The 11,808-nt window shown below is 70.8% G+C and carries 8 protein-coding genes; 3 read left to right on the forward strand and 5 right to left on the reverse strand.

All coding sequences use genetic code 11. The features are described from left to right. Positions 1–27 precede the first annotated feature (27 nt). Complete coding sequence (locus ACLJPL_RS14000; protein ID WP_411081130.1) at positions 28–615, reverse strand: hypothetical protein; 588 nt, start codon at positions 613–615, stop codon at positions 28–30. Between the two features lie 133 nt (positions 616–748). Between ACLJPL_RS14000 and ACLJPL_RS14005 the strand changes: the two genes are divergently transcribed. After that, the gene (locus ACLJPL_RS14005; RefSeq protein WP_411081131.1) at positions 749–1,432 is read left to right on the forward strand and encodes a hypothetical protein; all 684 of its coding nucleotides are present in this window, start codon (positions 749–751) and stop codon (positions 1,430–1,432) included. Between the two features lie 376 nt (positions 1,433–1,808). After that, the gene (gene acnA, locus ACLJPL_RS14010; RefSeq protein WP_411081132.1) at positions 1,809–4,526 is read left to right on the forward strand and encodes an aconitate hydratase AcnA; all 2,718 of its coding nucleotides are present in this window, start codon (positions 1,809–1,811) and stop codon (positions 4,524–4,526) included. Positions 4,527–4,608: 82 nt separating this feature from the next. Here the strand turns inward: acnA and ACLJPL_RS14015 are convergent, their stop codons facing one another. Next, positions 4,609–5,205: a hypothetical protein gene (locus ACLJPL_RS14015; protein WP_411081133.1), complete on the reverse strand. Its 597-nt coding sequence runs from the start codon at positions 5,203–5,205 to the stop codon at positions 4,609–4,611. Positions 5,206–5,332: 127 nt separating this feature from the next. On the opposite strand from ACLJPL_RS14015, the gene ACLJPL_RS14020 reads away from it, so the two are divergent. Continuing rightward, positions 5,333–5,950 carry a histidine phosphatase family protein gene (locus tag ACLJPL_RS14020; protein ID WP_411081134.1) on the forward strand — a complete coding sequence of 206 codons (618 nt, stop codon included), beginning with the start codon at positions 5,333–5,335 and terminating at the stop codon, positions 5,948–5,950. Between the two features lie 62 nt (positions 5,951–6,012). On the opposite strand, the gene ACLJPL_RS14025 is transcribed toward ACLJPL_RS14020, so the two are convergent. From ACLJPL_RS14025 to ACLJPL_RS14035, 3 genes are all read right to left on the reverse strand, one after another. After that, positions 6,013–6,783: a class F sortase gene (locus ACLJPL_RS14025; protein WP_411081135.1), complete on the reverse strand. Its 771-nt coding sequence runs from the start codon at positions 6,781–6,783 to the stop codon at positions 6,013–6,015. Beyond that, on the reverse strand, positions 6,770–7,363 hold the full coding sequence (locus ACLJPL_RS14030) for a hypothetical protein (RefSeq protein ID WP_411081136.1): 594 nt from the start codon (positions 7,361–7,363) through the stop codon (positions 6,770–6,772). The genes ACLJPL_RS14025 and ACLJPL_RS14030 overlap by 14 nt, the downstream gene beginning before the upstream one ends. 246 nt (positions 7,364–7,609) lie before the next feature. Beyond that, positions 7,610–11,482: a GH92 family glycosyl hydrolase gene (locus ACLJPL_RS14035; protein ID WP_411081137.1), complete on the reverse strand. Its 3,873-nt coding sequence runs from the start codon at positions 11,480–11,482 to the stop codon at positions 7,610–7,612. Positions 11,483–11,808: the final 326 nt, after the last annotated feature.

Here is an 11,808-nt window from a genome sequence, read left to right on the forward strand (position 1 = left end):
CCGAACAAGCAGGAGCGGCCCCGAACATCAGCCCAGGGCGTCCCCGAACAAGGGGTCGAGCGGCTCGTCCCCGTATCCGATGACCAGGCAGGCCGCGGCGACCGGTCCCTGGGAGAGCTCCACGAGCCGGGCCAGGACCGCCGCCTCGCACGGCAGCCCGGCCGGGTCGAGACCCAGAGCGCGGGCCGCGCGGTCGCGTCGCCGGTCGAGGTCCGGGACGTCCTCCCGGTACTGGTCGGCGACCGCCTGCAGTTCTCGGGCCGTTCGTCCGGGAGCATCCCGCCACCACGGCGCCACCAGACACAGCCGCACCAACTCCGGCAGCCCGAGCGCGAGCGGTCCGGCCTCGCCGTCGAGGCTGACGTACACCACCGGGCGTTCCTCGCCGCCCTCGCCGACGAAGCAGAACGCGTCCCCCGAGCCCGCCCGCGCGAACTGCTCCAGCTTGGCCTCGGAGGCGAGCCGGATCCCGTCCTCCAGCAGGTGATCGGCCGGGTCCGTCGCGTCGAGGTCCGCGACTCCGGCGAAGAAGGCCACGACCTCCTCGTCGGCGCCCAGGAGAGGCGACAACGCGCGGTGGGCGGCTACGCCGGCCGGTGCGGCGGATTCGTTCACCCGGCCACCGCAGTTCGTCCTCCCGGCCCGGCCACCGCAGTTCGTCCCCCCGGCCCGGCAGGCGGAGCCTCGGACGGCGGCTGGTGGTCGCCGCCCAGTGCCGGCGGGTGGCGCCTGGCTAGAGTGTGGCCGCATGCGCATAGGCAGGGCTCTTCTCGGCATGGCCATGGTCACTCTCGTCGCCGCGGGCTGCGGAGGTCCGGGATCGCGGGACAACGCCTCCCCTCCCGTGGACAGCGCGCCGCCGAAGAGCGGCAGGGAGCTCTCCGTCGCGATCACCTCGGCCGAGCCCGGACTCCTGACGGTGGAGACGCTGCTCGGCGCTCTGCCCCCGGAGCCCGCCGCCGACGCCGCGTTCACCGAGCACGTGCTCTGGAAGATGCGCAAGAAGACCGTGGCCCTGGCGGGGATACCGGGAAGGACCAGCGCCGCGTGCGAGGGCGGCCGGGTGAGCGAGGAGCCGGGCGTGACCACCCGGTGCACCGTCACCTACGAAGGCGTGGAAGTCCCCTGGTCCATCCGTTTCGACGAGCCGGCGGGTGACTTGAGACCGTACGAGATCACCGACGCGGGCCGGGCCGTGCTGACCGCGAAGTCGGTCCACGGCGAGTTCTGGAAGAGGTACCACCGGGTCAGCGGGCACCTGCGCTGCGCGAGGATGCCGGACGTCGAACTCGTCCCGTACGGCCGAGACAGCGGTCACCGCTGCCAGTACGCCGAGTCCGTCGACGGCCGGGCCCAGTGGGTCGAGGTCCCGGTGAGCGTGGGGAAGGGCGGGGTCGCCTTCGACGGTGGCCGCTCGCCGGAGTCTCCTTGAGGGTCGTCGACAGGCCGGGCCAGGAGCGGAGCCCCGGCCTGGGCGGCCACCCGGAACGGCCACTCGGCCCCCGGCGCGTCACCTCGTGCGGCCGGGTTCGCCGGCAAGGGGGCCGAAACGACGGGGTTCGCTGTCAAACGCTTCGGTCCGATGAGGGCGGTCACAGGGCACCTGGGCATGACCGAGCGGCGGCTATGTACTAGAGTTATCTCGACATCGAGATATCTGCCGAGGCGCACCGCAGCCGCCGCCCGGTAAGGGTTACCTAACTAATCCTTACCTTAGCGGATGGTCGGGGCCGTAGGCGGCACAACGCGGCGCCCGCTGCCAATGAGGCGCGGCGCGGTAGACGCGCACTTTGAAGAAGGAGACTGTCGTGTCGGCGAACAGCTTCGACGCCCGCAGCACGCTGCGCGTGGGCGACGAGTCGTACGAGATCTTCAAGCTGGACAAGGTAGAGGGCTCCGCGCGCCTCCCGTACAGCCTGAAGGTCCTGCTGGAGAACCTGCTCCGTACCGAGGACGGCGCGAACATCACCGCCGACCACATCCGGGCCATCGGGGGCTGGGACTCCCAGGCGCAGCCCAGCCAGGAGATCCAGTTCACGCCGGCCCGCGTGATCATGCAGGACTTCACCGGCGTGCCGTGTGTCGTGGACCTCGCCACCATGCGTGAGGCCGTGAAGGAGCTCGGCGGCGACCCGGCGAAGATCAACCCGCTGGCCCCGGCCGAGCTGGTCATCGATCACTCCGTCATCGCCGACAAGTTCGGCACCAACGAGGCGTTCGCCCAGAACGTGGAGTTGGAGTACGGCCGCAACAAGGAGCGCTACCAGTTCCTGCGCTGGGGCCAGACCGCCTTCGACGAGTTCAAGGTCGTCCCCCCGGGCACCGGCATCGTCCACCAGGTGAACATCGAGCACCTGGCCCGTACGGTCATGGTGCGCAACGGCCAGGCGTACCCCGACACCCTCGTCGGCACCGACTCGCACACCACCATGGTCAACGGCCTCGGCGTGCTGGGCTGGGGCGTCGGCGGCATCGAGGCCGAGGCCGCGATGCTCGGCCAGCCGGTCTCCATGCTCATCCCGCGCGTCGTCGGCTTCAAGCTGACCGGCGAGCTCCCGGCCGGCACCACCGCCACCGACCTGGTGCTGACCATCACCGAGATGCTCCGCAAGCACGGCGTCGTCGGCAAGTTCGTCGAGTTCTACGGTGAGGGCGTCGCCGCCACCTCGCTCGCCAACCGCGCCACCATCGGCAACATGTCGCCGGAGTTCGGCTCCACCGCCGCGATCTTCCCGATCGATGACGAGACGCTGAAGTACCTGCGCCTGACCGGCCGCGACGCGCAGCAGGTCGCCCTGGTGGAGGCGTACGCCAAGGAGCAGGGCCTGTGGCTCGACCCGGCCGCCGAGCCGGACTTCTCGGAAAAGCTGGAGCTCGACCTCTCCACGGTCGTCCCCTCCATCGCCGGCCCCAAGCGCCCGCAGGACCGCATCGTCCTGGCGAACGCCTCCCAGCAGTTCGCCCAGGACGTGCGCAACTACGTCGCGGACGAGATGGAGGCGAGCAAGGAGTCCTTCCCGGCCTCCGACGCCCCGTCCAGCACGCCGAACGGCGTCCCGTCCAAGCCGGTCACCGTGACGGCCCCCGACGGTTCGACGTACGAGATCGACCACGGCGCCGTCACCGTCGCCGCGATCACCTCCTGCACCAACACCTCGAACCCGTACGTCATGGTCGCCGCGGCCCTCGTGGCGAAGAAGGCGGTCGAGAAGGGCCTGACCCGCAAGCCGTGGGTCAAGACCACCCTCGCCCCGGGCTCGAAGGTCGTCACCGACTACTTCGACAAGGCGGGCCTGACCCCGTACCTCGACAAGGTCGGCTTCAACCTCGTCGGCTACGGCTGCACCACCTGCATCGGCAACTCCGGCCCGCTGCCGGAGGAGGTCTCCAAGGCGGTCAACGACAACGACCTCGCCGTCACCTCGGTGCTCTCCGGCAACCGCAACTTCGAGGGCCGGATCAACCCCGACGTCAAGATGAACTACCTGGCGTCCCCGCCGCTGGTCGTCGCGTACGCCATCGCCGGTTCGATGAAGGTCGACATCACCAAGGACGCCCTCGGCACCGACCAGGACGGCAAGCCGGTCTTCCTGACCGACATCTGGCCCTCCGAGGCCGAGGTCAACGACGTCGTGGCGAACGCCATCGGCGAGGACATGTTCAACAAGTCCTACCAGGACGTCTTCGCGGGCGACGCCCAGTGGCAGGCGCTGCCGATCCCGACCGGCAACACCTTCGAGTGGGACTCCGAGTCCACCTACGTGCGCAAGCCCCCGTACTTCGAGGGCATGACGATGGAGACGACCCCGGTCGAGGACATCACCGGCGCCCGGGTGCTCGCCAAGCTCGGCGACTCGGTCACCACCGACCACATCTCCCCGGCCGGCGCCATCAAGGCCGACACCCCGGCCGGCAAGTACCTCACGGAGCACGGCATCGAGCGCCGTGACTTCAACTCCTACGGCTCGCGCCGGGGCAACCACGAGGTCATGATCCGCGGCACGTTCGCCAACATCCGCCTGCGCAACCAGATCGCGCCGGGCACCGAGGGCGGCTACACCCGCGACTTCACCCAGGCCGACGGCCCGGTGTCGTTCATCTACGACGCCTCGCAGAACTACCAGGCCGCCGGCACCCCCCTCGCGATCCTCGCGGGCAAGGAGTACGGCTCCGGCTCGTCCCGCGACTGGGCCGCCAAGGGCACCGCGCTCCTGGGCGTCAAGGCCGTCATCGCCGAGTCCTACGAGCGCATCCACCGCTCGAACCTCATCGGCATGGGCGTCCTGCCGCTCCAGTTCCCCGAGGGCGAGACCGCCGAGACCCTCGGCCTCACCGGCGAGGAAGCCTTCTCCTTCACCGGCGTGACCGAGCTGAACAACGGCACCACCCCGCGCACGGTCAAGGTCACCACCGACACCGGTGTGGAGTTCGACGGCGTCGTCCGCATCGACACCCCCGGCGAGGCGGACTACTACCGCAACGGCGGCATCCTCCAGTACGTGCTCCGCAGCCTGATCCGCAAGTAGGCACAGGCGGTAGCCGGCAGAGCAGAAAGGGCCGCACTCCGGGTCTCCCCGGGGGGCGGCCCTTCCGCGTTCCCGCCCGCTCTCAGCCCGTGGACGGCGTGCGCGAGAGGTCGTTGATCCGGCAGGTCGTGCCGTGCGGCACCTCGCCCAGGCCCTGGACCTTCTTCGCGACGGCCTTGCCGGGCGCCAGACCCACCACTCCGGTCACCCCTTCCGCGACCGTGGTGCCGTCCCGGTCCAGGAACTCGACGCTGATGACGTAGTCGGCGGCACTGGCCGACCCGTTGACGACCTTCACGTCGGCGGACTGCCATCCGATCACGGAGTCCCTCGTGCACGCCGTGATCGTGACGTCCCCCTCCACCGCCGGCCCGCCCGGTTCCGCCTCGGCATCCGCCCCCGCCCCGGGGGCGGCGGACGCCGTGCTGTGAGGGGCCGGCGACCGTTCGGGAGGCAGCGCTATGGAATCCGATGCCGTCTGCAACAACGCGTAGACGAGTGTCGCCATCGCCCCCACCGCGACGAGCCCGCCGCCCACGGCGAGCGTCACGATCAGCCCCGTACGCTGCTTGCGCGGCGGTGCGGCGGGGGCCGCCCAGGGCTGATGCGCCCAGGGCGAGGGCTCCGGCGCCCGGGGCTGCGGCTGTTCGGGCGACGGAGGCGGAAAGCCGTTGGACATGAGGTTCCCCCACGGGAAGTCGATCAGGCAGGGGCCTTACGGTACGTGGCCACGGCCCGCACCACTCTTCCCCCCCGCCACCCGCACCACCCTCCCCGCCACCCGCACAGAGAGCGAACGGACCACCATGGGCGAGCTGATCCTCATCCGGCACGGCGAGACCGAGTGGTCCCGCTCCGGGCAGCACACCAGCTACACCGATCTCCCCCTGACCGACGTCGGTGAGCGCCAGGCCCGCGCCCTCGTCCCCCTGCTCGCCGACCGGAACATCGGGCTCACCCTCGTCAGCCCCTCGGTCCGGGCCCGCCGCACCGCCGAGCTGGCCGGGCTCCACGCCCCCCGGGTCACCCCCGAGCTGCGGGAGTGGGACTACGGCGGATACGAGGGCGTCACCACCCGGGCGATCCGCCGCACCCGCCCCTTCTGGAACCTCTGGACCGACGGCGTCGACCCCGGCTCCGACGAGCACCCCGGCGAGAGCCCCGCCCAGGTCGGGCAGCGCGCCGACCAGGTGCTCGCGGGCGTCCGGTCGGCCGCCGAAGGGATCGGGAGCGCGGACATCGCGCTCGTCGCGCACTCGCACTTCCTGCGGGTGCTCACCGCCCGCTACCTGGGGCTGACCCCGGCCGAGGGGCGGCTCTTCCAGCTCGCCACCGGCGCGGTCTCCCGGCTCGGGACGGAACACGGCCGGCCGGTCGTCGCCGCACTCAACCTGGCCCTGCCGGACGGGCTCCTACCGCGGTAGGACGCCCGCCGGGGGCGTACGGACGGTCGTCCGTACGCCCCCGGCGGAAGGCCGCTGCCGCCTCACGCCTTCTGCACGCCGGTCAGATGGGCGAAGACGATCACGTTGGCCGCGTACCCGGTCTTCTTGTCGAAGCGGCCGCCGCAGGTCATCAGCCGCAGCTCCGGGCGGCCCCGGTCGCCGTACACCTCCTTGTCGGGGAACGACGTCTTCTGGTACGTGCGCACCGCGTCGACGGTGAACACCGCCGTACGCCGGTCGGCGCGGGTGACCCTGACGGTGTTGCCGGGGCGCAGCATGCTGATGTTGAGGAAGACGGCCGGCCCGGTCAGGGTGTCGCGGTGGCCGACCGCCAGTGCCGTCCCCTGCTCGCCCGGGGTCGGTCCGTCCCCGTGCCAGCCCACCAGTTTCGGCTTGCTGATGGGCGGGGTCCCCGGGTGCCCCGCCCGGTCGAGGGGGAGCCCGACGACCGGGGCCTCCAGGGACAGCGCCGGGATCGAGAGCCTCGTCGCCGGTGAGCGGGGCAGCGGGGCGGGGGGCGGAGCCGGCCGGGCCTTCGGCGTGGCCGGGGCGGACGGACGGGCGGGTGTGCCGGCCGCGGGGCCGGAGGAGGGGGGCGGCGACGGCGAACCGCCCGCCTCCGGGTGCCGGTGCACCTTGCCGTCCGCGACCGCCGACGCGGTGGTCGCGCCGGGGTCCGGGGAGTCGTTGGAGCATCCCTGGACCACGGCGGTCACGAGCGTGAAGGTGACGCCCAGGGTGATGGAGAGACGGCAGGCGCGGCTCGGGCCGCGTCGCCGTCGCCGCCGGCGGCCGGTGTTACGCGGCGCCATCGGCACGGCGGCGGGCGGCGCGGCGGGCGAGGATCAGGCCGGCCGCTCCGATGCCGCCGGCGGCCAGCGCGGAGGCGGCTCCGACCGACATCCCGTCGCTCGACGCGGTGCTGCTCTCGACGGTCGGCACCCCGCCGCCGCCCGCCGGCACGCCGCCGGAGGGGCGGCAGTCCACGGTGAAGAGCTTCTGCTTGGGCACACCGCCCGGGAACGTCCAGGTCACCCGGTACTGGCCGTTGGGGAGCGAGTAGTCCTGCGAGTGGCCGATCCCGGCCGCCAGGGTGACCGCGGCGGTGAGGGTGGGGCGGGTCGGCGCGGGCGGCTGCGGCGCGACGGTGACGTTGATCAGCGGGACCGTCTCGAAGTTGACGGCGGAGAGGTTGAACCGGCACACCTTGGACTCGTCGCGGGAGTCGCCGTACGGCGTGCCCGCCCGGTGGACCTTCAGTTCGCCGCTGTCTCCGGGGGCGGCGAAGGCGGCGGACGCGCCGGCGAGGGACACGCCGGTGAGCGCGGCGGCGGCCACGGCGGCCGCGCCGATGCGGAGGGCGGTCGGACGCAGGGGGAGGGACGAGGACATGACTACTCCTGGGAGCCGAAGTGATAGTCGTACAAATCGGTGCAGCACGCCCAGAAGAAACACAGCGCCACGGTCATATGCCGACAGCAGCGCCGACACGGCGTCAGTTTTGCCCCGACTGGCGGACAAGTCACCGCCCCGGAGCCGTACGCGGGACACCGGCCGCACACGGAGGCGGACCGCCCACGACGCAGGCGGCCGGCGCCCCGTCCTCGGGATGCCGGCCGCCTCCGTACGCCGTACGGGTCAGTCGAACAGCTCCACCTCCGCCAGCGTCGCCGAACCCGTCAGCACCAGCCGGTACTTCGCGTACGCGCCCGGCCGGTCCACCGAGAACACCCGGGTCTGCCGGTCCCAGGCGAACGACTGGCCGGAGCGGCGGTCCAGGTCCGTCCACTTCTCGCCGTCCGACGAGCCCTGGAGGGTCCAGCCCGCCGGAGCCTTGTCCGCCGCCGACGACGTCAGCGTGTACTGGAGCGCCTTGGTGGCCGGGGCCGCCGGCAGCTCCACCGACTTCACTGCCGCCGAGGTGGCCGAGGTGTCGTCGAACAGCGCGCCGCCGCCCTTCAGCACATCGCCCCTGGGCGTCGGGGCCTTGCCGTCCCGCTGGATGGAGACCGGGGCCGCGTCCTCGCCGGAGCCCCAGGCGGACGGCTTCGGGCCCATGTCGAACTCCAGCGTGCCGCCCCTGGCCAGCACGGAGTGGGGGAGCGCGGTGGAGGTCCACTTCTTGCCGTTGACCTTCAGGCCCTGCACATAGATGTTCTTCGCGCTGTTCTTCGGGGCCTTGACCACCAGCTTGCGGCCGTCGTCCATGCGGACGGTCGCCTTCGTGAAGAGCGGCGAGCCGACCGCGTACTCCCCGCTGCCCATCACCAGCGGGTAGAAGCCGAGCGCCGAGAACAGGAACCAGGCGGACTGCTCGCCGTTGTCCTCGTCGCCGTGGATGCCCTGCCCGATCTCGCTGCCAATGTACAGGCGGCCCAGCACCTCGCGGACCTTCTCCTGCGTCTTGTACGGCTGCGAGGCGGCGTTGTACATGTACGTGGCGTGGTGGGCGACCTGGTTGCTGTGCCCGTACTGGCCCATCCGCACGTCACGCGCCTCGGTCATCTCGTGGATGACCCCGCCGTAGCTGCCGACGAACTCCGGGCCCGCCGTCTCCGGCGTGGAGAAGTACGTGTCCAGCTTCGCGCCGAGCCCCGCGCGCCCGCCGTACAGGTTGGCCAGGCCCCGGCTGTCCTGCGGGGCGGTGAAGGCGTAGCCCCAGCCGTTGGTCTCGGTGTAGTCGTAGCCCCACACGCGCGGGTCGTAACTGCCGGAGGGCAGCCGCCAGTCGCCGTTCGGCTTCCTGCCCTGGAAGAAGCCCGCCTTCTCGTCGAAGAGCTTCACGTACTTCTGCGCCCGGTTCAGGAAGTAGGCCGACTCCTCCTTGTAGCGGGGCTTCTTGGTCTTCTTGTAGAGCTCCTGGCCCATCCGCGCGATGCCGTAGTCGTTGAGGTAGCCCTCCAGCGACCAGGACAGCCCCTCGTGCGTGGCCGTGTTCGCGTAACCGGTGAAGACCGAGGTCTCCATGCCCTTGCGGCCGACGCCCGAGGACGGCGGGGCCACCGTGGCGTTCTTGACCGCCGCGTCGTACGCCGCCTCCGCGTCGAACTTCACGCCCTTGACGTACGCGTCCGCGAACGCCACGTCCGAACTGGTCCCGGTCATCAGGTCCGCGTAGCCGGGGGAGGACCAACGGGACGTCCAGCCGCCGTCCTTGTAGTGCTGGACGAAGCCGTCCACCAACTCCCCGGCCTTCTTCGGGGAGAAGAAGGAGTAGGCGGGCCACGTCGTGCGGTAGGTGTCCCAGAAGCCGTTGTTGACGTACACCTTGCCGTCGACGATCTTCGCCCCGGTCCGTGTCGGGGTGTCCGTGCCGGTCGGCTTGGAGAAGGGGCTCGCGTACTTGTTCCTGCCGTCGACCTTCTCGTGGCCGGCGTTCGGGTAGAGGTAGAGGCGGTACAGGCTGGAGTAGAGCGTGGTCAGCTGGTCCGCGTTCGCGCCCTCGACCTCGATCGTCCCCAGGACGTCGTCCCAGGCCGCCTGCGCCGTGCGCCGCACCTTCTCGAAGGAGGCGGACTCCGGGATCTCCGTCGCCAGGTTCTTCTTCGCCTGGTCGACGCCGATCAGCGAGGTGGCCAGCCGCAGGCCGACCGTGCGGTCCTTGCCCGCGTCGAAGCGGAAGAAGCCGGTGACGTCGTCGCCCCCGCCCCCCTTCAGCTTTCCGCTGTCCGTCACCGGCGCGTCGAAGACGCCGTACACGAACATGCGGGTCGCCCCGGTGGACAGGCCGCTCTTGACGTCCGTGTAGCCGGAGAAGGAGCGGGTCTTCGGGTCCAGGGTGAGGCCGCCGGCGTTCGACACGTTGTCGAAGACCAGGCTGGCGTCCTTGCCCGGGTAGGTGAACCGCATCCGGGCCGCGTGGTCGGCCGGCGCGATCTCGGTCCTGAGGCCGTTCTCGAACGTGACGCCGTAGTAGTGCGGCCTCGCGATCTCGTTCTCGTGCCGGAAGGGCAGCGCGCGGGCGGTGCGGGCGGCGTCCGGGGTGCCGGAAGCAGCCGATGGCATCACCTGGAAGGTCTGCCGGTCGCCCATCCACGGGCTCGGCTCATGGCTCGCGCTGAACGCCTGGAGCGTGGGGAGGTTGTCCGCGTTGTTGCCCCGGTGGTAGTCGTACAGCCAGCTCAGCGAACCGGCGTTGGTCACCGGCGTCCAGAAGTTGAAGCCGTGCGGGACGGCGGTGGCCGGAATGTTGTTGCCGCGCGAGAAGCCGCCGCTGGAGTTGGTGCCTCGGGTGGTCAGCGCGTAGTCCGACAGATGCGCCTTGCGCTTCTCGGGGGCCTTCGGGGCGATCGCGATGTCGTCGACCCAGCCCTGGAACTTCGCCGCGCCCTTGGGGGAGTCGTACGCGACCAGGATCCGGTCGACCGTCCTGCCCGCCGCCACCGTGCCGATGCGGGAGGCGACCTTGTTCCACTGGTTGACGTAGAGGCGCTTGGCGTCCGCCTGGCCCTGCGGGGTCAGCAGCCCGCCGTGGCTGTCGGTGGCCTTGAGCTCGCTCAGATACGTGCCGTCGGTGAAGGCGAGGTCCACCGCGATGTGGGTCGCGGGGTAGTCGAGATCCGTCTCGCCCATCTGCGGGTAGACGAGATAGGAGAGCTCGGTGTCCTTGGTGACCGCCGTGTTCACATCGAAGACCTTGTTGTACGAGTACGCGCGGCCGTCCGGCTGGTGCGTACCCGCGTATCGCAGTGCCTTCTTTCCGGTGAATCCCGCGCCCGCCTTCGCGGTGGGCGAGCCGGAGGGGCCCCGGTCGGGCTGGCTGCGCATCTCGGCGGGGGCGGGCGCGGAGGTGTCACCGTTCGAGAACTGAACGTCGGCGAGCTGGAGGATGTCCGGTGCGCCGTTGTTGGCGGTGATCTCCAGCCGGAAGTGCCGGTAGGCGGTGTCGGTGGCGAAATCGTACGACTTGGTCTCGTGCCGCTTGGTGAAGGTCTCGCCGGTGCGCTGGTCGAGGTCGGTCCACTTCTCGCCGTCCGCCGAACCCTTGAGCGTCCAGTCCTTCGGGTCGCGCGGGGCGTGGTCGTTGGCGGAGGTGAGCGCGTACGTCACCGCCCTCACCGGCTCGTCGAGGTCGAACTCGACCCAGCCGCTGGTCGCGAACGCCAGCCACTTGGAGCCCGGTTCGCCGTCGACCAGGTTCTCCTTGACCTCGCCGCCCGCCGTGTTCTCGGCGCTGGCGCGGACGTCGGTCACCCGGTCGGTGACATTGCCCGGTATTCCGGCGGAGAAGCCGCCGTCGACACCTGAGGAGCGCTTCGTGCCGTCCGGTCCTTCTTCTACCGTGTTGCGCCAGTCCGGCTGCTTCTCGTCCGCCTCGAAGGAGGAGCGGAACGTCCGTTCGCCGGAAGGCTTCTGGGGCGCCTGGGACGGGCCGGCGACGGCGGCCGTGGGGGCCGCGAGGGCCAGGGCGAGTGATGCCGCGAGGACGGCGGCCGTGCGGCTCCGTCTCGTGCGGGCGGCGCTGCTGAAGACCTTCCCAGCGCCATGGTGGAGACCACGTGGTGGCTGCATACCGAGCCATTCCTCCCCGGAGCGTGCTTGGACAACGTTGTCATAGCGGGATGCAAGGTCCAGTAGGGAGCCAAGTGGCAGGACGTGTCAAGGGTGTTGCTCAGAGCTTCGGCCGTCGCCCGCGGCGAATCGGTCGTAAGGGGAAATAGCCGCCCCGGGGTGAGGACGCACGGTGCCGAGGTTCCGGTGAGGTCTCAACTCGGGAAAGACTGCCGCCCAAACCTGCTTTCGATCTTGCTCAGTTGGCGGCAAGTGGACTATACCTGTCGCCATCCGCACAGCCGTATCGCACGGATGCGCACACGGGGAAACAAGGGGACGGTTGC

The sequence above is a fragment of the Streptomyces sp. cmx-18-6 genome (assembly GCF_046548915.1).
Lineage (GTDB): Bacteria > Actinomycetota > Actinomycetes > Streptomycetales > Streptomycetaceae > Streptomyces.

Bases quoted from the DNA above. Each gene is read 5' to 3' on its own strand.
- ACLJPL_RS14005 (WP_411081131.1), top strand. From the start codon at position 749: ATGCGCATAGGCAGGGCTCTTCTCGGCATGGCCATGGTCACTCTCGTC.
- ACLJPL_RS14015 (WP_411081133.1), bottom strand. From the start codon at position 5,205: ATGTCCAACGGCTTTCCGCCTCCGTCGCCCGAACAGCCGCAGCCCCGG.
- ACLJPL_RS14020 (WP_411081134.1), top strand. From the start codon at position 5,333: ATGGGCGAGCTGATCCTCATCCGGCACGGCGAGACCGAGTGGTCCCGC.
- ACLJPL_RS14025 (WP_411081135.1), bottom strand. From the start codon at position 6,783: ATGGCGCCGCGTAACACCGGCCGCCGGCGGCGACGGCGACGCGGCCCG.
- ACLJPL_RS14030 (WP_411081136.1), bottom strand. From the start codon at position 7,363: ATGTCCTCGTCCCTCCCCCTGCGTCCGACCGCCCTCCGCATCGGCGCG.
- ACLJPL_RS14035 (WP_411081137.1), bottom strand. From the start codon at position 11,482: ATGCAGCCACCACGTGGTCTCCACCATGGCGCTGGGAAGGTCTTCAGC.